We start from the raw sequence: 26206 nt of genomic DNA, 5'->3' as shown, positions 1-26206 counted from the left end.
ATGCTCCGCGTGCTCACGGCCGGCGAATCCCACGGCCCCGAACTCGTCGCCATCATGGAGGGCCTGCCCGCAGGCGTGCCCATCTCACGCGACGCGATCCAAGCCGACCTCGCCCGCCGCAAGCTCGGCTACGGGCGCGGCTCGCGCATGAAGTTCGAGCAGGACGAGCTGACGATCTCGTCGGGGGTGCGCCACGGCTCCACCCTGGGCAGCCCGATCGCGATCCGCATCGGCAACACCGAGTGGCCCAAGTGGGTCGAGGTCATGAGCCCGGACCCGGTCGACCTGACCGACATGTCCCGCGGCCGCGGCGCCCCGCTCACCCGTCCCCGCCCCGGTCACGCCGACCTGGTCGGCATGCAGAAGTACGACTTCGACGAAGCCCGTCCCATCCTGGAGCGTGCGAGCGCCCGAGAGACGGCTGCACGCGTCGCGCTGGGAGCGGTCGCCCGGGCGTTCCTCGGCGAACTCGGCATCCGCTTGGTCAGTCACACGCTCTCGATCGGGCCGGTCCGCGTGCCCGATGACGCGAGACTTCCCACTCCCGGCGACGTCGACGCGCTCGACGCCGACCCGCTGCGCTGCTTCGACGAGGCCACCAGCGCCGCGATGGTCGCCGAAGTCGACGACGCCCGCAAGGACGGCGACACGCTCGGCGGCGTCGTGGAAGTACTCGCCTACGGACTGCCGCCCGGGCTGGGCTCCCACGTGCACTGGGACCGCCGCCTGGACGCAAAGCTCGCGCAGGCGCTGATGAGCATCCAGGCGATCAAGGGCGTCGAGGTCGGCGATGGCTTCGAGACCACGCGCCGTCGCGGTTCGGCCGCTCACGATGAGCTGTTCGCGACGAGTGCCGGCATCACCCGTGCCAGCGACCGTGCCGGCGGCACCGAGGGCGGCATGTCCACCGGCACCGTGCTGCGCGTGCGAGCCGGGATGAAGCCGATCGCCACCGTGCCGCATTCGCTGCGGACCGTCGATGTGACCACCGGCGACGCCGCATCGGCGCACCACCAGCGCTCCGACGTGTGCGCGGTGCCTGCCGCCGGCGTCGTGGCTGAGGCGATGACCGCGATCGTGCTGGCCGAAGTGGTGCTGGAGAAGTTCGGCGGCGACAGCGTCGGCGAGACCCGCCGCAATCTTCAGGCCTACCTCGCCGCGATCCCCGAGACCCTGCGCACGACGACAGCCAGCGACTCCGCGCTGGCATGAGCGCCCTGGTCCTCATCGGCCCGATGGGTGCCGGCAAGACGAGCGTCGGGCGCCGGGTCGCGAAGCGGCTGGGCATGCCGTTCGCCGACACGGATGCCGCGGTGGTGCGCGACCACGGCGCCATCGAGCAGATCTTCGCCGACTACGGCGAGCCGCATTTCCGTGCCCTCGAGCGGGAGGCGGTGCACCGCGCCCTCGCCGCGGGCGGGGTCGTCGCCCTCGGCGGCGGGGCCGTGGTGCACCCCGACACCCGCACCGAACTCGCCGGCCACCGCGTCGTGCTGCTGACGGTGGACCCGGAGACCATCGCGGCGCGACTGCGCAGCTCGTCCCGACGCGTGACCTCGCGCCCGCTGCTGCAGGGCGACGACGCCATCGCCCAGTGGCAGGCGATCTACCAGGCACGGCGCACGCTGTACGAATCGACCGCCGACGTGACCTTCGACACCTCGCACGGACCACTGCAGGACGTCGTCGACGCCGTCGTCCGCTGGGCCAGCGACACCGAGCCGAACCAGGAGCAGTCATGACCGACACCACCACCATCTCGGTGACCGGGAACGCCGAGTACGACATCGTGGTCGGGCGTGGCATCCTCTCGCGCCTCCCCGAATTCGTACCAGCCGAGGCGCAGAAGCTGCTGATCGTGCACCCGCCGACACTGCGGGATGCCGCCGAGGCCCTGCGCCTGTCCCTGGCCGACGCGCTCGGCGGGGGCCGGCAGGTGCTGCTGGCGGAGATCCCCGACGCGGAGGCAGGTAAGCGCATCGAGGTGGCCGCCTTCTGCTGGCAGGTGATGGGGCAGGCCGACTTCACCCGCACCGACATCGTCATCGGGTTCGGCGGGGGAGCGGTGACCGACGTCGCCGGCTTCGTCGCGGCGACGTGGCTGCGGGGCGTGAAGGTCGTGCTGGTGCCGACCACGGTGCTCGGGATGGTCGATGCCGCCGTCGGCGGCAAGACCGGGGTCAACACCGCCGAGGGCAAGAACCTCGTCGGCGCCTTCTGGGCGCCGCACGCGGTGCTGTGCGACCTGGAGCTGCTGGACACCCTTGCCACGAACGAACGGGTGGCAGGGTTCGCCGAGGTCGTGAAGGCCGGTTTCATCTGGGCACCCGAGATCCTCGATCTCATCGAGGCCGACCCGGTGGCCGTCGTCGACCCCGCCAGCGCTTCGTTCCGCCGCAGCATCGAGCTCGCGATCGACATGAAGGCCCGCATCGTCAGTGAGGACTTCCGCGAGGCGGGGCTGCGCGAGATCCTCAACTACGGCCACACCCTGGGCCACGCGATCGAACACGCCGAGCGGTACCAGTGGCGTCACGGTGCGGCGGTCTCGGTGGGCATGATGTTCGCCGCCGAGCTGTCGCGGCTGGCAGGGCGCCTGCCGGATGCCGCGGTGCAGCGGCACCGGGACATCCTCGGCATCCTGGGCCTGCCGCGCAGTTACCGCCCCGGCGCGTTCCCACAGCTGCTGGCGACGATGCAGCGCGACAAGAAGACCCGCGGCGGCATGCTGCGCTTCATCGTGCTCGACGACATCGCCCGCCCCACCGTCCTGCAGGCGCCCGACGACTCGCTGCTGTTCGCGGCGTATCAGGAACTCGCGGAGTGAACCGGGCTCCCGACCCTCGCCTGTCGGTGCGGCGCATCCGCGCCGACGAATGGCGTGAGGTGCGTGCGCTGCGGCTGGCGGCCACCGCGGACCCCGACGCGGCGATCGCGTTCCTGGACAGCCACGCCACGACCGCGGCACGCAGCGACGAGTTCTGGCAGTCGCGCACCGCGGATGCCGCGCTCGGCGAGACCGCTGCCCAGTTCATCGCGACCCTCGGTGACGAACCGGTGGGAAGCGTCGTCGTGCTGGTGCGGGCCACCGGGCAGACCGATCACCTGGGCCGGTTCGTCGACGACCGCCGCGCCGATGTCGTCGGCGTGTGGGTGCGGCCGGACAGTCGCGGCTCCGGCGCGATCGACCTGCTGCTGGACACCGCGGCGGATTGGGTGCGTTCGGTCGGGCTGCGCCGCGTGCACCTGGACGTGCACCGCGACAACGCGCGCGCCCAGGCCGCCTACCGGCGGGCCGGGTTCATCCCCACCGGGGAGACCCTGGACGGCCCGATCGGGCCGGAGATCGTCATGGCACGGGACCTGCCGGTCGCACGCGACCCCCACTGAGACTTCCCAGCACAGGAGAACTCCCCAGAACAGGACGTTTCGGCGTGGATCGTCCTGTGCCGGTGAGATCGCCTGTCTCCGGGAGGGCAGTAAGGTGCCAGGGTGACCACCCCCACCCCCCGCAGACTCCTGCTCGTCAACGGCCCGAACCTCAATTTGCTGGGAACCCGCGAACCCGCCCTGTACGGCCGGGAGACCCTCGCCGACGTCGAGAGGATCGCAACGGATGCCGCGGCCGCGCGTGGCTTCGAGCTGCGCGCCGTGCAGAGCAACCACGAAGGGGTGCTCATCGACGCCATCCACGCCGCGCGTGAGGATTGCGCCGGCATCGTGATCAACCCCGGTGGGCTCACCCACACGTCCATTGCACTGCGGGACGCGCTGAGCGGTGTGGCGCTGCCGGTCGCCGAGGTGCATGTCTCGGACATCTACGCCCGCGAACAGTTCCGTCACCACTCCTACGTCGCCGACGTCGCCGCTGTCCACGTGATCGGGGAAGGGGTCGCGGGGTACGCCCGCGCGGTGTCGCTGCTGCTGGATGTCATCACCGGTCACGCCGAAGGCTGAGAGCGCACCGCGCCGTATCCCGTAGAATCGACGCCGGGCCCGCACGCGGTGCCCGACTCCCTCACACGAATGGACCTTCCCTTCCCATGGCATCCACCGCAGACATCAGGAACGGCGTCGTCCTCAGCATCGACGGCCAGCTCTGGAACGTCATCGAGTTCCAGCATGTCAAGCCGGGCAAGGGGGGCGCCTTCGTGCGCACCAAGCTCAAGAACGTCGTGTCGGGCAAGACCGTCGACCGCACGTACAACGCCGGCGCCAAGATCGAGATCGAGAACGTCGATCGTCGCGACTTCACCTACCTGTACAACGACGGCGAGAGCTTCGTGTTCATGGACGTGGCCGACTACGACCAGATCAACGTGCCGGCCACAGTCGTCGGCGACGCGAAGAACTTCCTGCTGGAGAACCAGCAGGTGCAGATCGCGATGAACAACGGCAACCCGCTGTACGTCGAGCTGCCGGCATCCGTCGTGCTCGAGATCACCTACACCGAGCCGGGCCTGCAGGGCGACCGTTCGTCGGCCGGCACGAAGGCCGCGACCGTGGAGACCGGCTACGAGATCCAGGTGCCGCTGTTCGTCGAGCAGGGCACGAAGGTCAAGGTCGACACCCGCACGGGTGACTACCTCGGCCGCGTCAGCTGAGCGCCGCCGTTTCATGAGTGCACGCACCAAGGCACGCAAGCGCGCCCTCGACATCCTGTACCAGTCCGACATCCGCGGTGACGACCTCGGGGTGACCCTGGCCGCCGAGGCCAAGCGCGCCGCGAACGAACCCGCCCGCGAGGCATCCTGGCTGTACGCCCGTGAGATCGTCGACGGTGTCATCGACAACCGCGACGAGATCGACGAGCAGATCACCACCGTCTCGAAGGACTGGACTCTCGCCCGCATGCCCGCCGTCGACCGCGCGATCCTGCGGATGGCCGCGTGGGAGATCCTGCACAACGACGAGGTCCCCGCCGCCGTCGCGATCGACGAGGCCGTTGAACTGGCCAAGGAGTTCTCCACCGACGACTCCGGGTCGTTCGTCCACGGCGTGCTCGCCCGCATCGCACGCGCGTCCTGACCGGGCGGATGCCGCGGTTCACCTGCCGACCCTGCCGGCCATGTCGGCGGGGTCGGTGAGGATGAGGCCATGACCTCGCGCGCGACGCCCGACTGGCGCGAGGTGCTCACCGCGCCGGCGCCCGCCGGCGCCGTGCCCGGGCTCGCGCTCGGTGTGGAACTGCGCCAGCGGGTGCGGCGTGCCGAGTCGCGGTGGGCGCCCACTCGCGTCGAGACGGCGACAGCACGCGGACTGCACCACTCCAGCGACGACCTGTCACTGGCGCTGCGACCGCTGGAGCGCAGCGTGCGCGGCTGGATCAAGGCCCAGGTGTCCTGGGATGCGCTGCGCCGCCCTGGGCACCGATACGACCCCGCGCAGGGGCGCTGGTTCGTGGAGCTGTACAGCATCGCCCGCGACGCGCGCACCCTCGGCACCATGCCGGACGGGTCGGAGTGGCTCACGCTGGACGACGTCGAATCCCACCTGCTGTGGGCTCACCTGGCCGCCGCGCAGACGCTGGGGATCCCGCTGACCGCACCCAAGCCACACCAGACGGTGGCCCTCGCCCGGGAGGCGGCGGTCTCCCTCCACGCCGAGCGCAACGGCCACGGGCTGGCGGTGGCCGCACAGGTGATGATCGACGGCGCCCCGGTGGATGCCGGCACCGTCCGCACGATCGGTCACGTCGGCCTGTACCGGTTCGATGCGGTGGGGGAGCGCATCGCGGTGACGCTCGCACCGGCTGCGGTGCCGGACGCCGCTCACGCACTGCTGCAGTCGCGGTCTCCCGTGATCGTTCCGGCGGCAGAGGCCGACGAGTTCCTGCGCGACCACCTGCCGCGGCTGACCCGACAGACGCCCGTGAGCCTCGGCCGTGGCATCCACCCCCCACCCGCGCTGCCGCCCCGGCTGGAGGTCGCGGTGCGGTTCCAACCGGCCGACCGGGTGGAGGTGGCGCTGACCTGGCGCTACGCGGGGGCACCCCCGGTGCCGTACGGCTCCCCGGCGAGCGCCGATCGCGACGCCGCCTTCGAGCAGCAGCTGCAGGCCCGCGTCGAGGCGGCATGGCGCAGCGCCGGCGACCTGCCGTTCACGCCCGCCGGCTCCTTCACCGGGGCGGATGCCGCCGAGTTCGCCGCCGCGGTGCTGCCGGCGCTGGAGCGGATCGAGGGGGTCCACAGCGACGTCACCGGCATCCGCCGCACCTACCGGGAACTGACCGGCATTCCGGAGATCACCGTCACCACCGTGGAGAGCACCGATGCCGACTGGTTCGATCTCGGCATCCTGGTCACCATCGACGGGCGGCGCATCCCCTTCACCCCGCTGCTGACGGCCCTCACCCGGCGCCGACGCAAACTGCTGCTCAGCGACGGCGGGTACTTCTCCCTCGCCCACCCGGCGCTGGACCGACTGCGGGAACTGCTCGAGGAAGCCGCCGAACTGGACGAGTGGGACACCGGCCCCCGCATCAGCAGGTACCAGACGGCGCTGTGGTCCGACTTCGAGGACCTCGCCGACCAGGCCCAACCCGCCGTCGCGTGGCGGGCCACCGTCGAGGCGCTGCGGGAGACCACCACCGTGCCGCCGACGCCCGTCCCGGCGCAGCTGCGGGCCGAGCTGCGCCCCTACCAGCAGGAGGGGCTGGACTGGCTGGCGTTCCTGTGGCGGCAGCGCCTGGGCGGCATTCTCGCCGACGACATGGGGCTCGGGAAGACCCTGCAGACCCTCGCGCTCATCGCCCACACCCGCGAAGCGGGGGAGGGGCGGCCCTTCCTCGTCGTCGCGCCCACCTCGGTGCTGGCCACGTGGCGCACCGAAGCCGAGCGGTTCGCCCCGGACCTCGTGGTCCGCACGATCGACGCCAGCGCCGTCAGGCGCGATGTCACGGTGGCCGATCTCGCCGCCGGGGCGGACATCGTCGTCACCTCCTACACGCTGCTGCGCCTGGGCGACCAGGAGTATGCCGCGGTGGAGTGGGCGGGGCTCATCCTCGACGAGGCCCAGTTCGTCAAGAACCCGGCCACCAAGCTCCACCGCGCGGTGAAGGCTCTGCACGCCGACGTGACGTTCGCCATCACCGGCACCCCGCTGGAGAACACCCTCACCGAACTGTGGGCGCTGCTGTCGCTGACCGCACCCGGGCTGTTCCCCTCGGCGCGGCAGTTCCGCCAGGAGTACGTCGGGCCGATCGAGCAGGGCAAGACCCCCGAGAACGCGGAGGGCGCGCCCTATCGCGCCCGGCGCCTGGAGCGGCTGCGTCGCCGCATCCGGCCGTTCCTGCTGCGCCGCACCAAGGACCTCGTCGCCGGCGACCTGCCGCCCAAGCAGGAGCAGCAGCTGTGGGTGACGCTCAGCGACGAGCACCGCGCGCTGTACGACACCGTCCTGCAGCGGGAGCGGCAGAAGGTGCTGGGGCTGCTGGACGACCTCGACCGGCAGCGGTTCATCGTGTTCCGCTCCCTCACGCTGCTGCGGATGCTGAGTCTCGCGCCGGCCCTCATCGACGGCCGGCACACCCGGCTGGGCTCGAGCAAGCTCGACGCGCTCCTGGAACACCTCACCGAACTGGCCGCCGAGGGCCACCGCGCGCTGGTGTTCAGTCAGTTCACGTCTTTCCTGCAGCTGGCGGCACGCCGGTTGGATGCCGCCGGGATCGCGTATGCCTGGCTCGACGGCTCCACCCGGCGCCGAGAGGAGGTCATCTCCGCGTTCCGCGACGGCGACGCGCCGGTGTTCCTCATCAGCCTGAAGGCCGGCGGGTTCGGGCTCACCCTCACCGAGGCCGACTACGTGTTTCTCCTGGACCCGTGGTGGAACCCCGCCGCCGAGTCGCAGGCGGTGGACCGCACCCATCGCATCGGGCAAACACGCCCGGTGAACGTCTACCGCATGATCGCGGAGGGCACGATCGAGGAGAAGGTCATGGCACTGCAACAGCGCAAGGCGCGGCTGTTCCAGGCGGTCATGGACGACGACGACCTGTTTTCGCAGGCGCTCACCGCCGACGACATCCGCGGACTGTTCGACGTATAGCCGTTAGTCACGGCGGCGCTGATCATTCCCACGCCGGGCGCCACGTAGAATTGGGAGCTGTTCCACACGGGAGGATTCCATGCGCATCACGGGTCTGGGCCACGCTGGCATGTTCATCGAGACGGCAGGCGGCACGATCCTCTGTGACCCGGTGATCAAGTCGTCGTTCTATGGGTCGTGGTTCGTCTTCCCCGACAATCGGGCGCTGGACTGGGAGCGTTACGGCAACGCCGACTTCCTGTACATCTCGCACCGCCACCGCGACCACTTCGACCCGTGGATGCTGGAGAAGTACGTCCGCAAGGACATCGAGGTGTTGCTGCCGGATTACCCCACCGACGACCTCGAGCAGGATCTGCGCCGGCTCGGCTACGACAACATCACCTACACGCGCGCAGGTGAGGTCATCGAGCGCGGCGCACTGCGGCTCATGATCACGCCGCTGCGCGCCCCCAGCGACGGCCCCATCGGCGACTCCAGCCTGTCGGTCGACGACGGCACCGCGTCGATCCTGAACCAGAACGACTCGCACCCGCTGGATCTCGAGAAGCTGCTGAGCTTCGGCAAGCCGGAGGCGTACTTCACCCAGTTCTCCGGCGCCATCTGGTGGCCGATGGTCTACGACCTGCCCCAGGATGCCAAGGTCAACTTCGCCGCCCTCAAGCGCGAGGCGCAGCACAAGCGGGCGATGTTCTACATCGAGAAGGTCGACGCCCCGCACGTGTACCCGATGGCCGGCCCGCCGATGTTCCTGCGGGACGACCTGTTCCGCTACAACGGGCTGGGCGAGCAGAACGACTCGATCTTCACCGACCAGGCGCAGTTCCTGGCCCGGATGAAGCAAGAGGCCCCGCAGTACGACGGCCACATCTTCATCCCCGGCACCGTGGTGACCATCGAGCACGGGCAACAGACGGTCGAGCAGACCCTGTACACCGAAGCCGAGATCGAGCAGATCTTCGCCGACAAGTGGGGCTATCTCGAGCAGCAGCGCGCGACGCGCCAGGAAGAGATCCGCGCCGAAGAGGCCTCCCGCGCCCCGGTGCTGCCGCCGCAGGAGATGCTCGCCGAGCTCAAGGCCTGGTGGGAGCCGCTGCTGCGCCGCGGCCGCATCTTCCGCGAGGGCGTGGGCGGGCCGGTGCGCATGACCATCGGCGACCTGGATGTGTGCATCGACTTCCCCAAGGCCAAGGTGCGCGAGTATGCGGGGGAGGAGACCAACTACTGGTTCACGATTCCCGCCGACCTCGTCTCGACCAACATCGCCGAGCGCGAGATCGACTGGTCGAACTCGATCTTCCTGTCGATGCAGTTCCAGGCCGGCCGGGTGGGCAAGTTCAACGAGTTCATCTACACATTCTTCAAGTGCCTGTCCCGTGACCGCATCGAGTATGTGGAGAACTGGTACGCCGAACAGTCCGACGTGTCGGAGGATATCCAGCTCGGCGACTGGACCGTGCAGCGCCGCTGCCCGCACCTGCGGGCCGATCTGTCCAAGACCGGCAAGATCGAGGGCGATGTGCTCACCTGCTCCCTCCACGACTGGAAGTGGGATCTGACGACCGGCAAGTGCCTGTCGACGCTCGGTCACCCGATCCGTGCCAGCCACGTCGAAGAGGACGATCTGCACCGGGCCGCCGTCACCCCCGCCGCGTGACGATAGGCTGAGCAGCACACACACCCAGCAACCTTTAACCCCGTCCTGTGAGGCGGAGAAGGGAGCGGCGGATGAGCACGCGCACTGTGCTGCACGAAGCCGATATCGCCCGAGCGCTGACTCGGATCTCTCACGAGATCCTGGAGTCCAACCGAGGGCCCGAGGATCTGGTCATCCTCGGCATCCCCACCCGTGGCGTCACCCTCGCCGAACGCGTCGGCGCGCTCGTCACCGAATTCGGCGGCCGGAGCGTCCCCGTCGGCGCGCTGGACGTGACGATGTACCGCGACGACCTGCACCGCAACCCCACCCGCGCGCCGCAGCCGACCCAGATCCCCGCCGGGGGTGTGGACGGCAAGACCGTGGTGCTGGTGGACGATGTGCTGTTCTCGGGGCGCAGCATCCGCGCCGCGCTCGACGCCCTGCAGGACATCGGGCGTCCCGCAGCGGTGCGTCTGGCGATCCTGGTGGACCGCGGTCATCGGGAACTGCCCATCCGGCCGGACTTCGTCGGCAAGAACCTCCCCAGCGCCCGCGACGAGCGCGTCAACGTGCGCCTGGCCGAAGTCGACGGCGTCGAGGAGGTGACGATCGAGTCATGAGGCACCTGCTCGACACCCGCACCCTGACCCGCGACGACGCGTTGCGCATCCTCGACGTCGCCGAAGAGATGGCCGACACCCAGCGCCGTGAGGTCAAGAAGCTGCCGACCCTGCGGGGCAAGACGGTGGTGAACCTGTTCTTCGAAGACTCCACCCGCACCCGCATCTCGTTCGAGGCCGCCGCAAAGCGCCTCTCCGCCGACGTGATCAACTTCTCCGCCAAGGGCTCATCGGTGTCCAAGGGCGAATCGCTCCAGGACACCGCCCAGACGCTGCAGGCGATGGGGGCCGATGCCGTCGTCATCCGCCACGGCGCGTCCGGAGCGCCGCGCACCCTCGCCACGAGCGGGTGGATCACCGCCGGTGTCGTCAACGCGGGGGACGGCACGCACGAGCACCCCACCCAGGCGCTGCTGGATGCCTTCACGATCCGCAAGCGCTTCTTCGGCGCGGACAGCCGGGGCCGCGACCTCGCCGGGCTGCGGGTCGTGATCGTCGGCGACGTGCTGCACTCGCGTGTCGCCCGCTCCAACGTCTGGCTGCTGACGACCCTGGGGGCCACCGTCACCCTGGTCGCGCCGCCCACCCTGGTGCCGCAGGATGTGTCGGCCTGGCCGGTGGAGATCCGCTATGACCTGGACGAGGCGATCGACCAGGGCGTGGACGCGCTGATGATGCTGCGAATTCAGCTGGAGCGCATGAATGCGGCGTATTTCCCCACTGAGCGGGAGTATTCCCGCCGATGGGGGCTGGATGCCGCGCGTGTGGGTCGCCTGTCGGCCGATAGCATTGTCATGCACCCCGGTCCCATGAACCGGGGCCTGGAGATCTCCGCCGACGCCGCCGATTCGCCCCGTTCGACTGTGCTCGAACAGGTGACGAACGGCGTGTCCGTGCGGATGGCCGCCCTCTATCTGCTGCTGGCAGGCGAGCGCGCACGACACGAGGAGGACGGACGATGACCGAGGTCTTCCTCATCCGCGGCGCCAGCATCCACGACGGCACCGGCAACGAGCGCACCGCCGACATCCTGATCGACGGCGACCGCATCGCCGAGGTCGGCACGGGTCTCAGCCGCGCCGGCGCCACCGTGATCGACGCCGACGGGCTCGTCGCGCTCCCCGGTCTGGTCGACCTGCACACTCACCTGCGCGAACCCGGCTACGAGGCGTCCGAGACGATCCTCACCGGCTCCCGCGCCGCCGCCGCCGGCGGCTACACGGCGGTGTTCGCCATGCCCAACACCTCCCCGGTCGCCGACACCGCAGGCGTCGTCGAGCAGGAACTCGCCCTCGGCGAGGCCGCCGGGTACGTCACGGTGCAGCCGATCGGCGCGGTCACCGTGGGCCAGAAGGGTGAGCGCCTGGCGGAGTTGGGCGCCATGGCTTCCTCACGCGCCCGGGTGCGGGTGTTCAGCGACGACGGCTTCTGCGTGTGGGATCCGCTCATCATGCGCCGGGCACTGGAGTACGTGAAGGCGTTCGACGGCGTCATCGCCCAGCACGCGCAGGATCCCCGCCTCACCGAGGGCGCCCAGATGAACGAGGGCACCGTGTCGGCCGAGCTGGGCCTGGCCGGGTGGCCCGCCGTCGCCGAGGAGTCGATCATCGCGCGCGACGTGCTGCTTGCCGAGCACGTCGGCTCCCGGCTGCACGTGTGCCACCTGTCCACGGCCGGCTCGGTGGACATCATCCGCTGGGCGAAGAAGCGCGGCATCGCCGTGACCGCCGAAGTCACCCCGCACCACCTGCTGCTGACCGAAGAGCTCGTGCGCGACTACGACGCCCGTTACAAGGTGAACCCGCCGCTGCGCCGCGCAGAGGACGTGCAGGCGGTGCGGGAAGGCCTCGCCGACGGCACGATCGACATCGTCGCGACCGACCACGCCCCGCATCCCACCGAGGCGAAAGCCTGCGAATGGCAGGCGGCCGCCAACGGCATGGTGGGGCTCGAGAGCGCGCTGCGGGTCGTCCAGCAGGCGATGGTCGACACCGGCCTGCTCGGCTGGGACGACGTCGCCCGCGTCATGTCGACCGCACCGGCCCGCATCGGGCGGCTCGCCGACCACGGCACCCCGATCGCCGCCGGCGAGGCCGCATCGCTCACCCTCTACGACCCCGCCCCGGTGCGCCGGTTCGGTCGCGAGGACCTCCGCGGACGCAGCGTCAACTCTCCCTACATCGACCGCGAGCTTCCCGGTGAGGTGCGCTGGACGATCCACCGGGGAGCGGCGACCGTCGCCGACGGTGTGCTGCGCGAACGCGGCGAGGTGACGGCATGACGCAGGAAGGCGCGCTGCTGGTCGTGGTGGCCGTGGCACTGGGACTCCTCGGGCTCGTCGCCTGGGGCTGGCGACGACGCACGCGGCGCGACGCGGGGCTGGTCGCGCCCGAGGGCGAGGTGCCCGAAGCGGCATCCGTCATCGGCGTCTTTCCGGTGCTGTACGTGGCGACGACCCGGCACGGCGAGCCGCTGGAGCGTCTCGCGATCCGCCGGCTCGGGTTCCGCTCCAAAGCCGATGTCACCGTCACCGATGCCGGCATCGCACTGGACCTCGTGGGCCAGCCGCGTCTGTTCATCCCCCGCGGGCAGATCGCCGGCGCGGCGCAGGCGACGGTGACGATCGACCGCGTCGTCGAGCGTGACGGCCTGGCCCGCCTCGACTGGCGCATCCCCACCCACGACGGCGGCGACGCCCTCGTCGATTCCTACTTCCGACCCCAGGAGACCTCTGCACGCGCCCTCGTGGACGCACTGCTGCAGCTTTCCGATCCCGCTCCCACGACAGGAGACGACGCGTGACCACCTTCACTCGCGACCCCGCTGTGCTCGTCCTCGAGGACGGCACACGCCACACCGGACGCGCCTACGGCGCCCAGGGCACGACCCTCGGCGAGGTGGTGTTCGCCACCGGCATGACCGGCTACCAGGAGACCCTCACCGACCCGTCCTACGCCGGCCAGATCGTGCTGCAGACCGCACCGCACATCGGCAACACCGGCATGAACGACGAAGACCCCGAATCCCGCCGCATCTGGGTGGCCGGGTACATCGTGCGCGACCCCTCCCGCGTCGTATCGAACTGGCGCGCCGACTCGTCGCTGGACGACGCGCTCGTCGCCGACGGCGTGGTGGGCATCAGCGGCATCGACACGCGTGCCGTCACGCGCCACATCCGCGCCGCCGGCAGCATGCGCGGCGGCATCTTCAGCGGCGCTGCCGCGGCGATCGACCCCGACGAGCAGCTGCGCATCGTGCGCGAGGCGCCCGAGATGGCCGGTCAGAACCTCTCCGCGCAGGTCTCCGTCGCCTCCGCCGAGGTCACCCCCGCCGTCGGCGACCGGATCGGCGCCGTGGCGGTGCTGGACCTCGGCGTCAAGCAGTCCACCGTCGTCAACCTCGCCGCCCGCGGGTTCGACGTGCATGTGCTGCCGCAGAACGTCACGATCGACGACATCCTCGCGATCGACCCGGTGGGGGTGTTCTACTCCAACGGACCCGGCGACCCCGCGGCATCCGACGATCACGTCGTGCTGCTGCGTTCGGTGCTGGATGAGAAGCTGCCGTTCTTCGGCATCTGCTTCGGCAACCAGCTGCTGGGCCGCGCGCTCGGCTTCGGCACCTACAAGCTGCCGTTCGGCCACCGCGGCATCAACCAGCCCGTGCTGGACAAGCAGACCGGCCGCGTCGAGATCACCGCGCACAACCACGGCTTCGCCGTCGACGCGCCGATCGAGGGCGTCACCGACAGCCCGAGCGGCTACGGCCGGGTGGAAGTGAGCCACGTCGACCTCAACGACAACGTCGTGGAGGGGCTGCGGGCCCTGGACATCCCGGCGTTCTCGGTGCAGTACCACCCCGAGGCGGCCGCCGGACCGCACGACGCCAACTACCTTTTCGACCGCTTCCGCGACCTCGTCGTCGCGACCCTGGAGACGAAGAATGCCTAAGCGCGAAGACATCACCTCCGTCCTGGTCATCGGCTCCGGCCCGATCGTCATCGGTCAGGCGTGCGAGTTCGACTACTCCGGCACCCAGGCCTGCCGCGTGCTGCGCGAAGAGGGCGTACGCGTCATCCTCGTCAACTCCAACCCGGCGACCATCATGACCGACCCCGATTTCGCCGATGCCACCTACATCGAACCGATCACGTGGCAGGTCATCGAGACGATCATCGCCAAGGAGCGCCCGGACGCCATCCTGCCGACCCTGGGCGGCCAGACCGCGCTGAACGCGGCCATCGACCTGCACAACAACGGCGTCCTCGAGAAGTACGACGTGGAGCTGATCGGGGCGAGCTTCGAGGCGATCAACAAGGGCGAGGACCGGCAGATCTTCAAGCAGCTGGTGCTGGACGCCGGCGCCGACGTCGCCGCCTCCCGCATCGCCCACACGCTGGACGAGGCTCTCGCGGCCGCCGACGAGCTGGGCTACCCGCTGGTCGTGCGCCCCTCGTTCACGATGGGGGGCCTGGGTTCGGGCTTCGCCTACGACGAGCGGGACCTGCGCCGCATCGCCGGCGCGGGCCTGCGCGACTCGCCCACGACCGAGGTGCTGCTGGAGGAGTCCATCCTCGGGTGGAAGGAGTACGAGCTCGAGCTCATGCGCGACACCGCCGACAACACGGTGGTCGTCTGCTCGATCGAGAACGTCGACCCCGTCGGCGTGCACACCGGCGACTCGATCACCGTCGCGCCGGCGCTGACTCTCACCGACCGCGAATACCAGAAGCTGCGCAACATCGGCATCGACATCATCCGCGCCGTGGGCGTTGACACCGGCGGCTGCAACATCCAGTTCGCCGTCGACCCCGCCACCGGCCGGATCATCGTCATCGAGATGAACCCGCGCGTCTCGCGGTCCTCCGCGCTGGCATCCAAGGCCACCGGCTTCCCGATCGCCAAGATCGCCGCGAAGCTGGCGATCGGTTACCGCCTCGACGAGATCCCCAACGACATCACGAAGGTGACGCCGGCCAGCTTCGAGCCGACGCTGGACTACGTCGTGGTGAAGGTGCCGCGGTTCAACTTCGAGAAGTTCCCGGCCGCCGATGTCACCCTCACCACCACCATGAAGTCCGTGGGCGAGGCGATGGCGATCGGCCGCAACTACACCACCGCGCTGCAGAAGGCGCTGCGGTCCCTGGAAAAGCGCGGCTCCAGCTTCCACTGGGGCGACGAGCCGCGCTCCCGGGACGAGCTGCTCGAGGTTGCGCGTACCCCCACCGACGGGCGCATCGTGGTGCTGCAGCAGGCGCTGCGCAAGGGTGCGACGATCGAGCAGGCGTTCGAGGCCACCGGCATCGATCCCTGGTTCCTCGACCAGATCGTCCTCATCAACGAGGTCGCCGACTTCGTGCACGCCGCCGGCGAGCTGGATGCCGACACCCTCCGCACCGCGAAGGACCACGGGTTCAGCGACGCGCAGATCGGCCAGCTGCGGGGCATCCCGGAAGCCGAGGTGCGCGGCATCCGCCACGCCCTGTCGATCCGACCGGTGTACAAGACCGTCGACACCTGCGCGGGGGAGTTCCCGGCGCAGACGCCGTACCACTACTCCAGCTATGACTTCGAGACCGAGGTCACCGCGTCGGAGCGCACGAAGGTCGTCATCATCGGCTCCGGCCCCAACCGCATCGGCCAGGGCGTGGAGTTCGACTACTCCTGCGTGCACGCGTCGTTCGCGCTGTCGGATGCCGGGTACGAGACGGTCATGGTCAACTGCAACCCCGAGACGGTGTCCACCGACTACGACACCAGCGACCGGCTGTACTTCGAGCCGCTGACGCTGGAGGACGTGCTGGAGGTGCTGCACGCCGAGGCGAAGTCGGGCACCATCCTCGGTGTCGTGTGCCAGCTGGGCGGGCAGACCCCGCTGGGCCTGGCGAAGGGCATCGAAGACGCCGGCTACACGATCCTGGGCACCCAGCCCGCCGCGATCGACCTGGCCGAGGAGCGCGAACTGTTCTCGCGGCTGCTCGATCAGGCCGGGCTGGTGGCGCCGCGCAGCGGCACCGCGATCGATGCGGACGGCGCCGTCGCGGTGGCCGAGGGCATCGGCTACCCGGTGCTGGTGCGGCCGAGCTTCGTGCTCGGTGGCCGCGGCATGGAGATCGTCTACGACACCCCGAGCCTGCACGACTACTTCGTCCGCATCGCCGACCAGGCCATCATCGGCCCCGGCATGCCGCTGCTGGTGGACCGGTTCCTCGACGACGCTGTGGAGATCGACGTCGACGCGCTGTACGACGGCACCGAGCTGTACATCGGCGGCGTCATGGAGCACCTCGAAGAAGCCGGCATCCACTCCGGAGACTCCAGCTGCACGCTGCCGCCGATGTCGCTCGGCCGGAACGAGATCGACCGCGTCCGCGAGGCCACCCGGCTGATCGCCGAGGGCGTCGGCGTGCTCGGGCTGCTGAACGTGCAGTTCGCGGTCAGTGCCGGGGTGCTCTACGTCATCGAGGCCAACCCCCGCGCCAGCCGCACGGTGCCGTTCGTCTCCAAGGCGCTCGGCATTCCGATGGCCAAGGCCGCCAGCCGCATCATGGTCGGAGCCACGATCGCCGAGCTCATCGCCGAGGGGATGCTGCCCGAGCAGGACGGCTCTCGCGTGCCGCTGGACGCGCCCATCGCGGTGAAGGAGGCGGTGCTGCCGTTCAAGCGGTTCCGCACCAAGGACGGCCGCATGGTCGACTCCGTGCTCGGCCCGGAGATGCGCTCCACCGGCGAGGTCATGGGCATCGACCGCGACTTCCCGACGGCGTTCGCCAAGAGCCAGGCCGCCGCGTACGGCGGGATGCCGCTGACCGGGACCGTGTTCATCTCGGTCGCCGACGACGACAAGCGCGCCGTGATCCTGCCCGCCCACCGGCTGCAGGAGCTCGGGTACACGATCGCAGCGACCGAGGGCACCGCCGAGATCCTCGCACGCAACGGCATCCGCGTGAAGGTCGTCCGCAAGTACTCCGAGACGCTCGACAGCGGTGAGACGAACATCGTCGATCTCATCAACGCCGGCGAGATCGACATCGTCGTGAATACGCCGTCGGGTGGGCTGTCCCGTGCCGACGGGTACGAGATCCGTGCGGCGGCGGTCGCCGCCGACAAGGCGCTGTTCACCACGATGGCCGTGCTCGGTGCCGCCGTCAGCGCACTGCCGGTGCTGCGCGAGGGGTTCCGCGTGCGGAGCCTGCAGGAGTACGCCGCCGACCGGGCCGCGCGATGACCACGTTCGGCCGGCGGCTGCGCGAGGCGCTCACGGCGCAGGGACCCCTCTGCGTCGGGATCGACCCGCACGAGCAGCTGCTGGCCGAGTGGGGCCTGCCCGCCTCCGCGGCGGGCACCCGGGAGTTCGGACTGCGGGTGGTGGATGCCGCGGCCGGCCGGGTCGGTGTCATCAAGCCCCAGGTGTCGTTCTTCGAGCGGTGGGGGTCGGCCGGCTTCGCAGCCCTGGAAGACGTGCTTGCGGCGGCGCGAGCGGCCGGGCTGCTGGTGATCGCCGACGCCAAGCGCGGCGACATCGGCACCACGATGGACGCCTATGCGCGCGCCTGGCTGACTCCGGGGTCGCCCCTGGAGGCCGACGCGGTGACCCTCAGCCCTTATCTCGGCGTGGGTGCGCTCACCGGGACGCTGGAATACGCCGTCTCGGTGGGTAAAGGTGGGTTCGTGCTCGCCGCCACCAGCAACCCCGAAGCCCGCGTCCTGCAGTCCGCCCTCGTCGAGGAGCGCACCGTCGCCGCTCGGGTGACCGAAGAGGTCTCGGCCTTCAACGCTCGCACGACGCCCGACGGCGAGTGGGGGAGTGTCGGCCTCGTCGTCGGCGCCACCGTCGACCTGGATCTCGCGGGGCTCGGCAGCGCCGTGACGCCGCCCGCGCCGATCCTCGCGCCGGGCTACGGGGCGCAGGGCGCGCAGCCGGGGGATCTCGACGACCAGTTCCGGGTTCTCCGCTCGCCGGTCGTGGCGAGCGAGAGCCGCAGCATCCTGTCGGCGGGGCCGACGGGGATCGCCCAGCGCATCGCCGAACGCGCCGCGCTCTATTCGAAAGTGGACCATGGCTGACGCTCAGCACCCACCCGAGGTCGACCGTGCCGCGGCATCCCGCCGCGCCGTCGCCGCCCGCCGCGAACGCGCCGCGCTCAAGCGCGATGTCGCAACGCGCGTGATCACGCCGCAGGAACTGCTGCGCCGCGGCCTTGCCGAGCCTGGCTCGCCCGCCGGTGCGATGCGCGTGCCGGAGTTCCTCACCGCCATCCCCGCGATCGGTGAGGGCAAGCGCGACCGCATCCTGGCGGATCTGGGCATCTCGCCGGTCAAGCGCCTCGGGGGCCTCGGCAGCCGCCAGCGCACCGCGTTGCAGGGCTTCCTCGACGACCGCTGGCCGGAGCCGACCCCGCGGGACGGACGCAGCCGGCTGATCGTGCTGGCGGGGCCGACCGCCGTGGGCAAGGGCACGGTGGCCGCGGAGATCAAGGAGCACCACCCCGAGATCGTGCTGTCCGTCTCGGCGACGACCCGTGCCCCGCGCCCCGGGGAGGTCGAAGGCGAGCACTATTACTTCGTCGGGGATGCGGAGTTCGACCGCATGATCGCCGACGGCGAGCTGCTCGAGCACGCCACCGTGCACAACCGGTTCCGCTACGGCACCCCGCGCGCGCCCATCGAGGCGGCGCTGGCCGAGGGGCGCACGGTGCTGCTGGAGATCGATCTGCAGGGCGCCCGTCAGGTGCGCGCCGCGGAGCCCAGCGCGACGCTGGTCTTTCTGCTGCCGCCGAGCTGGGACGAACTGGTGCAGCGCCTGGTGGGCCGCGGCACCGAGGACGATGAGGAGCGTGCCCGGCGCCTGCGCACCGCGAAGAAGGAACTCGCCGCGCAGGGGGAGTTCGACTTCCACGTCGTCAACGACGACGTGGCCCGCGCCGCCGACGAGGTCGCCCAGCTCGCCGACTGACCCGCGCGCCACGCGGCATCCCTCGGTCGTCGCGAACGCCCCCAGACCCCGGTCAGGCAGGGCCCTTCGTGACGACCGAGCGCGCGCGCCGCGCACGCGGCATCCCTCGGTCGTCGCGAACGCCCCCACACCCGGGTCAGGCAGGGCCCTTCGTGACGACCGAACGCGCGCGCAGGATGCCACCAGCTCGCCGGCTGACCCCGCGCGCCACGCGGCGTCCCTCGGTCGCCGCGAACGCCCCCACACCCGGGTCAGGCAGGGCGCTTCGTGACGACCGAAGGCGGGGGCAGGATGCCACCAGCTCGGGGGCCGACGGACCAGGTAGACTGGGCTGATGCCTCGGCTCTGCCGGGCACCACGACTTTCCCCGACGACGACCTCAGGAGGTCCCGCATGGCCACTCGCGACCAGGGCATCATCGACCCGCCCATCGACGCACTGCTGGAGAAGGTCGACTCCAAATACCAGCTTGTGATCTACGCATCCAAGCGGGCGCGTCAGATCAACGACTACTACTCCGACCTGCACGAGGGCAACCTCTTCGACAACGTCGGGCCGCTGGTGGACTCGACCGTCGAGGACAAGCCCCTCACGATCGCCCTGCACGAGATCCACGAAGACAAGCTGCGCCTGCGCCACGTCGAGTAACACCTGCAGACACCTGTGACGCCGTGCGGCGGCCCGCTCTCGAGCGTGTCCGCCGCACGACGCATACTGGTGCCGATTCCCGCCGCATTCGACCTGGAGCATCGATGACCGACCTGCGTCTGTTCACTTCCGAGTCCGTCACCGAGGGTCACCCCGACAAGATCTGCGACCAGATCTCCGACAGCATCCTCGACGCGATCCTCACCGAAGACCCGCAGGGCCGCGTCGCCGTCGAGACGCTGGTGACCACCGGCCTCGTGCACGTGGCCGGCGAGGTCTCCACCAGCGCGTACGTCGAGATCCCCGCCATCGTGCGGGAAGTGGTCAATCGCATCGGCTACACCTCCAGCGACGCCGGCTTCGACGGCAACTCGTGCGGGGTGAGCGTGTCGATCGGCGCGCAGTCCTCCGACATCGCCGCCGGCGTCGACAAGGCGTTCGAGCGCCGTGAAGACGGCTCGGAAGACCCGCACGACCTGCAGGGTGCCGGCGACCAGGGCATCATGTTCGGCTACGCGACCGACGAGACGCCGCAGCTCATGCCGATGGCCATCTGGACGGCCCACCGCATCGCGGAGCGCCTCGCCGCCGTGCGCCGCTCGGGCGCGCTGCCGTTCCTGCGCCCCGACGGCAAGACCCAGGTCACCCTCGGCTACGACGGGCACACCCCGAAGACCGTCGAGTCGGTCGTGCTGTCCACGCAGCACCAGGCCGACATCTCACAGAAGGCGCTGCGCGCCGCCGTCCGCGCCGAGGTCATCGACCCGGTGCTGGAGGAGACCGGGCTCGAGCTTCCCGACGTGTCCTACTACATCAACCCGGCCGGCCCGTTCGTCACCGGCGGCCCCAAGGGCGACGCCGGCCTGACCGGCCGAAAGATCATCATCGACACCTACGGCGGCGCCGCCCGCCACGGCGGCGGCGCGTTCAGCGGCAAGGACCCGTCGAAGGTCGACCGCTCCGCCGCGTACGCGATGCGCTGGGTCGCCAAGAACGCCGTCGCCGCAGGGCTGGCCGAGCGCCTCGAGGTGCAGGTGGCCTACGCCATCGGCAAGGCCAAGCCGGTCGGCCTCTACGTCGAGACGTTCGGCACCGGCCGGGTCTCCGACGAGGCGATCCGCCGCGCCATCCGCGAGGTGTTCGACCTGCGCCCCAAGGCGATCATCGACCAGCTCGACCTGCTGCGACCCATCTACGCCAAGACGGCCGCCTACGGACACTTCGGGCGGGAACTGCCCGAGTTCACGTGGGAGCGCACCGACCGCGTCGAGGAGCTGCGCGCGGCCGCAGGGCTCTAGTGGAACCAACGGGTGCCGGCATGACCACCCGTCGGGTCGCGCGAGTGCTGATCGACTCGCCCCTGCCGCAGCTGGACCGGCTGTTCGACTACGAGGTCCCCGACGAGCTCGCCGACACGGTCGTCCCCGGCATCCGCGTGCGGGTGCCGCTGCGCACCGCCGGGCGGCTGGTCGACGCGTACGTCATCGAGACCGACCGGGCGGATGCCGCGGGTCGCCCGCTGTCGCTGGTGGACTCGGTCATCTCCACCGTCGAAGTGCTGCCGCCGGGCCTGTACGCCCTGGCACGGCGAGCCGCCGACCGTGCCGCCGGCTCGGCATCGGACATCCTGCGCCTGGCCGTGCCCAAGCGCATGGTGCGCGCCGAGAAGGTGTGGTTCGCCAGTGACCCGGTGCCGGCGCCGACGGTGAGCGAGTCGGATGCCGCGTGGGCGGGCGACGTGCTGGCCGCCTTCCCGGGGCTGTCCGAGGCGATCACGGCGGGGGAGCGGCTCGCGCTGGACGCCCCACCGCGCCCCGCCCGGCTCTCATCCGGCGAGGACGTCGGCGCGTGGGCGGAACTGCTGGCCGCCGCCGCTGTGCGCACCCTCGCCGCCGGGCGCAGCGCCGTACTGGTGGTACCCGATCACCGCGACCAGTCGCAGCTCGAACTCGCCCTGGCCGCCCGCGTGCCCGCCGACGCGCTCGTACGCGACGACGCCCGCCGGTCGGGTCCGGAGCGGTACGCGTCGTACCTGCGGGTGCTGGCGCCGCAGCCGTGCATCGTGGTCGGCAACCGCTCCACCGTCTACGCGCCGGCGCACAACCCCGGCCTCATCGCGATCTGGGACGACGGCGACCCGCTGCTCGCGGAGCCGCTGAGCCCTGGCGTGCATGCTCGCGATGCCGGGCTGGTGCGGCAGGAGCTCGACGGCGCGGCGCTGCTGTTCGCCGGTCACACCCGCACCACCGACGTCGAGCGGCTCGTCGCGATCGGCTGGGTGCGCGAGGTGCCCGCCCGGCGCCGCACCAGCCCCCGCGTCGTCCTCTCCGCCACCCGCGAGGGTGAGTCGCACGGCGCCCGGGTGCCGTCCTCGGCGTTCGCGGCAGCCCGCGAGGGCCTGGGGTCCGGCCCCGTGCTGGTGCAGGTCGCCCGCCCCGGTTACGCACCCGTGCTGGTCTGCGCCGACTGCCGCACCCCGGCGCGGTGCCCTCATTGCACCGGACCGCTGCGCGCCCGCCGGCCCGGCGCCGTGCCGGAGTGCGGCTGGTGCGGACGCAGCGCGCCGGCATGGCGGTGCCCGAAGTGCGACAGCACCAAGCTGCGCATGGCGTCCTCCGGCAGCGAGCGCACCGCCGACGAGCTCGGCCGGGCGTTCCCCGGCACCCGGATCATCGTCGCCGACGGCGAGCACAAGGTCGCGCGGGTGGATGCCAAGCCGGCGCTGGTCATCGCCACGCGCGGTGCCGAGCCGATCGCCGAGGGCGGCTACCGCGCCGTGGTGCTCTTGGACGCCGACCGCATGCTGATGGCCGACGAGCTGCGCATCGGCGAATCGTGCCTGCGCTGGTGGTCCAATGCCGCGGCCCTGGCCGCCCCCGGCGCCCCCGTGCATCTGGTGGGCGTCACCGGCGCGGTCGCGCGGGCGCTGGCGACGTGGACGCAGCCGGCATACGCGCGCAGCGAGCTGGCGGAGCGCACCCCGCTGCACATGCCACCGGTGGTGCGCGTGGCCACGGTCGACGGCGCCGCCGCCGCGGTGCGCACGTGCCTGGACACCCTGCGCGAAGACGTCCCATCGCTCGGCGAACAGGCCGTGCTGGGCCCCGTCACCACCGAAGCCGGCTCCCGGGCGGTGGTGCGCTTCGACTACGGCGCCGGCCGCGCCGTCGCCGAGAGCCTGCGTTCGTCGGTCATCGCCGACGCCCTCCACGCCCGACGCTCCGCGAAGGGACGCCCGGGCCCGGCCCGTGCGACCCTGAGAGTGCGCGTCGACGTCCCCGATCTGGATCTGTAAGGAAACACCATGCGCCTCGTTTTCGCGGGCACCCCCGAGCCCGCCGTCCCCTCGCTGCGTGCCCTCGCGGCATCCGGCCACGACCTCGTCGGCGTCGTCACCCGCACCGACGCGCCCCTCGGGCGCAAGCGCGTGCTCACGCCGTCGCCGGTCGCGCAGGCAGCCGCCGACCTCGGCATCCCCACCATCAAGACCGACCGGCTGGATGCCGCCGCCACCGAGGCGATCGCCGCTCTCCGCCCGGACCTCGGCGTGATCGTCGCGTACGGCGGCCTGGTGCGCGAGCCGCTGCTGTCGCTGCCGCCGCACGGGTGGATCAACCTGCACTTCTCGCTGCTGCCGCGGTGGCGCGGCGCTGCTCCGGTGCAGCACGCCCTCATCGCGGGGGACCGCACCACCGGGGCGAGCGTCTTCCGCCTCGTCGCCGAACTCGACGCCGGTGACGTGTTCGGTGAGATCACGTACGACGTGCCCGAGACGGCGACCGCCGGCGACGTGCTGGGGGATCTCGCCGTATCCGGCGCGGGCCTGCTGAGCGACATCGTCGACGCCATCGCCGCCGGCACCGCACGAGCCGTGCCGCAGCAGGGCGAACCGAGCTTCGCCGGCAAACTGACCCTCGCCGACGGCGCCCTCGATTGGAACCAACCCGCGGTGCGCGTCGTCGACCGCGTACGCGGGACCACCCCCGAACCCGGCGCACACACCACGATCGAAGGACAACGGTTGAAGATTCTCGCAGCGAGCGCGGTGGCCGATGCCGCCGGCCTCGCACCCGGTCGCATCCGACTGATCGAGCGCGAGGTCGTGGTCGGCACCGGCGACGGCGGCGTGGTGCTGCACCGCGTGCAGCCAGCCGGCAAGCCGGCGATGGCCGCCGCCGACTGGTGGCGCGGCGCGCGCCTGACCGATGCGGTGGCCGGCTCATGAGCGGTGCGACGCTGGCGCGACGGGTCGCCTTCGAGACGCTGCGGGGAGTGCACGAGGCAGACGAGTACGCCAACCTGCTGCTGCCTCGGGAGATCCGCGCCGCGGGGCTGTCCACCGCCGACGCGGGCCTTGCCACCGAGCTGACCTACGGGACGCTCCGCCGCCAGGGCACGTACGACGCGATCATCGCGGATGCCGCGAGCCGCTCGGTCGACGACATCGACCCGCCGGTGCTCGACGCGCTGCGGCTCGGTGTGCACCAGCTGCTGTCCACCCGTGTCGCCTCGCACGCCGCCGTGAACGAGTCGGTCGCGCTGGCGCGGGATGCCGCGGGGCAGGGGGCTGCCGGCTTCGTCAACGCCGTGCTGCGCCGAGTCTCCCGCGAGACGCCGGGGGACTGGATGCAGCGCATCACCGCTTCGGCGCGCTCCGACGACGAACGCCTCAGCCTCACCTACGCCCACCCGGTGTGGGTGATCCGCGCGTTCCGCCGGGCGCTGGCCGCCGAGGGCCGCGTCGACGAGCTGGAGCAGCTGCTGGCCGCCGACAACGTCTCACCCCAGGTGACGATGACGGCGCTGCCCGGATTGGCCGAGATCCCCGAGGACGCCCAGCCCACCCCGTATTCACCGTTCGGCTTCCGGCTCGGCGGCGGCGCCCCCGATGCGATGATCACCGCGGCGGGTGGCCGCATCCGCGTGCAGGACGAGGGGTCCCAGCTGGCCGCCCTCGCCCTCATCGGCGCCACGCCCGTGCAGCCGGGGGAGCGGTGGCTTGACCTGTGCGCCGGACCGGGGGGCAAGACCGCGATCCTCGCCGCCGAGGCGCTCCTGCGGGGCGCGCACCTCGAAGCCAACGAACCGTCGGCGATCCGCGCCCGCCTCGTGCGGGACTCCGTCTCGGGTGTGCCGGTGGAGGTTCCGGTGAGCCAGGTCGACGGCCGCGACCGCGCCGCGAACGCACCGGGCCAGTACGACCGGGTCCTCGTCGACGCCCCCTGCACGGGGCTCGGGGCACTCCGCCGTCGCCCCGAGGCACGCTGGCGCAAGAGCCCGGCCGACGTGCCCGAGCTGACGACGCTGCAGCTGGGGCTGGCATCCGCAGCCGTCAAGGCGCTGCGCCCGGGCGGCATCCTCGCCTACGTCACGTGCTCGCCGCACCTGGCCGAGACGGCGGCGATCGGCGCCGAGCTGCTGCGCGAGTTCGGTGACGACGTCGAGGAGCTCGATGCCCGCGCGGTCGTCAGCGCCATCTCCCGCACCCCGCTGGATCTGCCGGCGCAGACCGACGGGTCGGGTCGGGCGCAGCTGTGGCCGCACCGGCACGGCACCGACGCGATGTCGATCACGCTGCTGCGGCGCCGCTGACCCGCCCGCCGCGATAATGGGACGGTGACCGACACCACTGACGTCCGCATCAACCCGAGCATCCTCGCCGCCGACTTCGTGAACATGCAGGCCGAGCTCGCCCGCATCGCCACGGCCGACTTCGTGCACGTGGACGTCATGGACAACCACTTCGTGCCGAACCTCACGTTCGGCCCGCAGATGGTCCAGCGCATCCAGGCGACGAGCCCCGTGCCGCTGGACGTGCACCTGATGATCGACGAGCCCGAACGGTGGGCGCCGGAGTACGCCGAGCTGGGCGCGGCATCGGTCACCTTCCACCTCGAGGCGGCCACCGACCCGATCTCCCTCGCCCGGCGCCTGCGCCAGATCGGCGCCAGGGCGGGCATCGCGGTCAAGCCCGACACACCCGTCGAGGGCCTGTTCGACTCGCTCGACGAATTCGACCAGATCCTGGTGATGACCGTCGAGCCCGGCTTCGGGGGACAGTCGTTCATGCCCGAGACCATGCCGAAGCTGCGCCTACTGGCCGACGAGGCCCGCAAACGCGGCAGCGCGGTGTGGCTGCAGGTCGACGGCGGCATCGGCGAATCCACGATCGCGCAGGCCGCAGAGGCCGGCGCCAACACGTTCGTGGCCGGTTCCGCCGTGTTCGGCGCGCACGATCCCGAGGCGGCGATCGCAGCGCTGCGCACCACCGCGGCCCGCGCCCACCGGCACTGACCGG

The 26206-nt window shown here is 71.1% G+C and carries 23 protein-coding genes; all 23 read left to right on the top strand.

Annotated features, from left to right (window positions below; translation table 11 throughout):
* The 23 genes from aroC to rpe all read left to right on the top strand — a co-directional run bounded on the left by aroC (nt 1) and on the right by rpe (nt 26202).
* Nucleotides 1-1212 (top strand): chorismate synthase, encoded by a 1212-nt coding sequence (gene aroC / locus NQ151_RS01245; protein ID WP_257526767.1) that lies wholly within the window; start codon nt 1-3, stop codon nt 1210-1212.
* The gene (locus NQ151_RS01240) at nt 1209-1742 is read left to right on the top strand and encodes a shikimate kinase (protein ID WP_257509827.1); all 534 of its coding nucleotides are present in this window, start codon (nt 1209-1211) and stop codon (nt 1740-1742) included. Before aroC ends, NQ151_RS01240 begins: the two co-directional genes overlap by 4 nt.
* Complete coding sequence (aroB, locus tag NQ151_RS01235) at nt 1739-2827, top strand: 3-dehydroquinate synthase (protein ID WP_257526766.1); 1089 nt, start codon at nt 1739-1741, stop codon at nt 2825-2827. The genes NQ151_RS01240 and aroB overlap by 4 nt, the downstream gene beginning before the upstream one ends.
* On the top strand, nt 2824-3390 hold the full coding sequence (locus tag NQ151_RS01230; protein ID WP_257526765.1) for a GNAT family N-acetyltransferase: 567 nt from the start codon (nt 2824-2826) through the stop codon (nt 3388-3390). The genes aroB and NQ151_RS01230 overlap by 4 nt, the downstream gene beginning before the upstream one ends.
* Before the next feature lie 102 nt (nt 3391-3492).
* A complete protein-coding gene (aroQ, locus tag NQ151_RS01225) occupies nt 3493-3957 on the top strand; it encodes a type II 3-dehydroquinate dehydratase (RefSeq protein WP_257509830.1) in 465 nt (154 codons plus the stop codon).
* An 86-nt stretch (nt 3958-4043) separates the two neighbouring features.
* Nucleotides 4044-4604 carry an elongation factor P gene (efp, locus tag NQ151_RS01220; RefSeq protein ID WP_257509831.1) on the top strand — a complete coding sequence of 187 codons (561 nt, stop codon included), beginning with the start codon at nt 4044-4046 and terminating at the stop codon, nt 4602-4604.
* Between the two features lie 13 nt (nt 4605-4617).
* A complete protein-coding gene (gene nusB / locus NQ151_RS01215; protein ID WP_257509832.1) occupies nt 4618-5028 on the top strand; it encodes a transcription antitermination factor NusB in 411 nt (136 codons plus the stop codon).
* 69 nt (nt 5029-5097) lie between these two features.
* Nucleotides 5098-8046, top strand: a complete 2949-nt coding sequence (locus NQ151_RS01210) for a DEAD/DEAH box helicase (RefSeq protein ID WP_257526764.1) — start codon at nt 5098-5100, stop codon at nt 8044-8046.
* 79 nt (nt 8047-8125) lie between these two features.
* Nucleotides 8126-9703 (top strand): Rieske 2Fe-2S domain-containing protein, encoded by a 1578-nt coding sequence (locus NQ151_RS01205; protein WP_257526763.1) that lies wholly within the window; start codon nt 8126-8128, stop codon nt 9701-9703.
* A gap of 71 nt (nt 9704-9774) precedes the next feature.
* A complete protein-coding gene (pyrR, locus tag NQ151_RS01200; protein ID WP_257509835.1) occupies nt 9775-10305 on the top strand; it encodes a bifunctional pyr operon transcriptional regulator/uracil phosphoribosyltransferase PyrR in 531 nt (176 codons plus the stop codon).
* Nucleotides 10302-11267, top strand: coding sequence for an aspartate carbamoyltransferase catalytic subunit (locus NQ151_RS01195; protein WP_257526762.1), 966 nt, complete (start codon nt 10302-10304; stop codon nt 11265-11267). The genes pyrR and NQ151_RS01195 overlap by 4 nt, the downstream gene beginning before the upstream one ends.
* Complete coding sequence (locus tag NQ151_RS01190) at nt 11264-12586, top strand: dihydroorotase (RefSeq protein ID WP_257526761.1); 1323 nt, start codon at nt 11264-11266, stop codon at nt 12584-12586. Before NQ151_RS01195 ends, NQ151_RS01190 begins: the two co-directional genes overlap by 4 nt.
* Nucleotides 12583-13107 (top strand): PH-like domain-containing protein, encoded by a 525-nt coding sequence (locus NQ151_RS01185; RefSeq protein WP_257526760.1) that lies wholly within the window; start codon nt 12583-12585, stop codon nt 13105-13107. Before NQ151_RS01190 ends, NQ151_RS01185 begins: the two co-directional genes overlap by 4 nt.
* Nucleotides 13104-14255: a glutamine-hydrolyzing carbamoyl-phosphate synthase small subunit gene (gene carA / locus NQ151_RS01180; RefSeq protein ID WP_257526758.1), complete on the top strand. Its 1152-nt coding sequence runs from the start codon at nt 13104-13106 to the stop codon at nt 14253-14255. Before NQ151_RS01185 ends, carA begins: the two co-directional genes overlap by 4 nt.
* Nucleotides 14248-17532 carry a carbamoyl-phosphate synthase large subunit gene (gene carB / locus NQ151_RS01175; RefSeq protein ID WP_257526757.1) on the top strand — a complete coding sequence of 1095 codons (3285 nt, stop codon included), beginning with the start codon at nt 14248-14250 and terminating at the stop codon, nt 17530-17532. Before carA ends, carB begins: the two co-directional genes overlap by 8 nt.
* A complete protein-coding gene (gene pyrF, locus NQ151_RS01170; protein ID WP_257526756.1) occupies nt 17529-18371 on the top strand; it encodes an orotidine-5'-phosphate decarboxylase in 843 nt (280 codons plus the stop codon). Before carB ends, pyrF begins: the two co-directional genes overlap by 4 nt.
* Nucleotides 18364-19260 carry a guanylate kinase gene (gene gmk, locus NQ151_RS01165; protein WP_257526755.1) on the top strand — a complete coding sequence of 299 codons (897 nt, stop codon included), beginning with the start codon at nt 18364-18366 and terminating at the stop codon, nt 19258-19260. Before pyrF ends, gmk begins: the two co-directional genes overlap by 8 nt.
* A 393-nt stretch (nt 19261-19653) precedes the next feature.
* Nucleotides 19654-19908 (top strand): DNA-directed RNA polymerase subunit omega, encoded by a 255-nt coding sequence (rpoZ, locus tag NQ151_RS01160; protein WP_257509843.1) that lies wholly within the window; start codon nt 19654-19656, stop codon nt 19906-19908.
* Between the two features lie 104 nt (nt 19909-20012).
* The gene (gene metK, locus NQ151_RS01155; RefSeq protein ID WP_257509844.1) at nt 20013-21206 is read left to right on the top strand and encodes a methionine adenosyltransferase; all 1194 of its coding nucleotides are present in this window, start codon (nt 20013-20015) and stop codon (nt 21204-21206) included.
* Nucleotides 21207-21226: 20 nt separating this feature from the next.
* Entirely contained in the window at nt 21227-23203 is a 1977-nt protein-coding gene (locus tag NQ151_RS01150; RefSeq protein ID WP_257526754.1) for a primosomal protein N' family DNA-binding protein, read from the top strand.
* 9 nt (nt 23204-23212) lie between these two features.
* A complete protein-coding gene (gene fmt, locus NQ151_RS01145; protein WP_257526753.1) occupies nt 23213-24133 on the top strand; it encodes a methionyl-tRNA formyltransferase in 921 nt (306 codons plus the stop codon).
* Nucleotides 24130-25500, top strand: coding sequence for an RsmB/NOP family class I SAM-dependent RNA methyltransferase (locus NQ151_RS01140; protein ID WP_257526752.1), 1371 nt, complete (start codon nt 24130-24132; stop codon nt 25498-25500). Before fmt ends, NQ151_RS01140 begins: the two co-directional genes overlap by 4 nt.
* 24 nt (nt 25501-25524) lie before the next feature.
* The gene (gene rpe, locus NQ151_RS01135; protein ID WP_257509848.1) at nt 25525-26202 is read left to right on the top strand and encodes a ribulose-phosphate 3-epimerase; all 678 of its coding nucleotides are present in this window, start codon (nt 25525-25527) and stop codon (nt 26200-26202) included.
* The last annotated feature ends 4 nt before the right edge of the window (nt 26203-26206 follow it).

The sequence above is a fragment of the Microbacterium sp. zg-YB36 genome (assembly GCF_024623575.2).
Taxonomy (GTDB): Bacteria; Actinomycetota; Actinomycetes; order Actinomycetales; family Microbacteriaceae; genus Microbacterium.
Note: the sequence above shows the minus strand (reverse complement) of the source record. Positions and strands in the feature narration are given on the sequence as shown.

Excerpts from the sequence above, each read along its gene's own strand:
- aroC (WP_257526767.1), top strand. The coding sequence starts at position 1 with ATGCTCCGCGTGCTCACGGCCGGCGAATCCCACGGCCCCGAACTCGTC.
- NQ151_RS01240 (WP_257509827.1), top strand. The coding sequence starts at position 1,209 with ATGAGCGCCCTGGTCCTCATCGGCCCGATGGGTGCCGGCAAGACGAGC.
- aroB (WP_257526766.1), top strand. The coding sequence starts at position 1,739 with ATGACCGACACCACCACCATCTCGGTGACCGGGAACGCCGAGTACGAC.
- efp (WP_257509831.1), top strand. The coding sequence starts at position 4,044 with ATGGCATCCACCGCAGACATCAGGAACGGCGTCGTCCTCAGCATCGAC.
- nusB (WP_257509832.1), top strand. The coding sequence starts at position 4,618 with ATGAGTGCACGCACCAAGGCACGCAAGCGCGCCCTCGACATCCTGTAC.
- NQ151_RS01210 (WP_257526764.1), top strand. The coding sequence starts at position 5,098 with ATGACCTCGCGCGCGACGCCCGACTGGCGCGAGGTGCTCACCGCGCCG.
- NQ151_RS01205 (WP_257526763.1), top strand. The coding sequence starts at position 8,126 with ATGCGCATCACGGGTCTGGGCCACGCTGGCATGTTCATCGAGACGGCA.
- pyrR (WP_257509835.1), top strand. The coding sequence starts at position 9,775 with ATGAGCACGCGCACTGTGCTGCACGAAGCCGATATCGCCCGAGCGCTG.
- NQ151_RS01195 (WP_257526762.1), top strand. The coding sequence starts at position 10,302 with ATGAGGCACCTGCTCGACACCCGCACCCTGACCCGCGACGACGCGTTG.
- NQ151_RS01190 (WP_257526761.1), top strand. The coding sequence starts at position 11,264 with ATGACCGAGGTCTTCCTCATCCGCGGCGCCAGCATCCACGACGGCACC.
- NQ151_RS01185 (WP_257526760.1), top strand. The coding sequence starts at position 12,583 with ATGACGCAGGAAGGCGCGCTGCTGGTCGTGGTGGCCGTGGCACTGGGA.
- carB (WP_257526757.1), top strand. The coding sequence starts at position 14,248 with ATGCCTAAGCGCGAAGACATCACCTCCGTCCTGGTCATCGGCTCCGGC.
- pyrF (WP_257526756.1), top strand. The coding sequence starts at position 17,529 with ATGACCACGTTCGGCCGGCGGCTGCGCGAGGCGCTCACGGCGCAGGGA.
- gmk (WP_257526755.1), top strand. The coding sequence starts at position 18,364 with ATGGCTGACGCTCAGCACCCACCCGAGGTCGACCGTGCCGCGGCATCC.
- rpoZ (WP_257509843.1), top strand. The coding sequence starts at position 19,654 with ATGGCCACTCGCGACCAGGGCATCATCGACCCGCCCATCGACGCACTG.
- metK (WP_257509844.1), top strand. The coding sequence starts at position 20,013 with ATGACCGACCTGCGTCTGTTCACTTCCGAGTCCGTCACCGAGGGTCAC.
- NQ151_RS01150 (WP_257526754.1), top strand. The coding sequence starts at position 21,227 with ATGACCACCCGTCGGGTCGCGCGAGTGCTGATCGACTCGCCCCTGCCG.
- fmt (WP_257526753.1), top strand. The coding sequence starts at position 23,213 with ATGCGCCTCGTTTTCGCGGGCACCCCCGAGCCCGCCGTCCCCTCGCTG.
- NQ151_RS01140 (WP_257526752.1), top strand. The coding sequence starts at position 24,130 with ATGAGCGGTGCGACGCTGGCGCGACGGGTCGCCTTCGAGACGCTGCGG.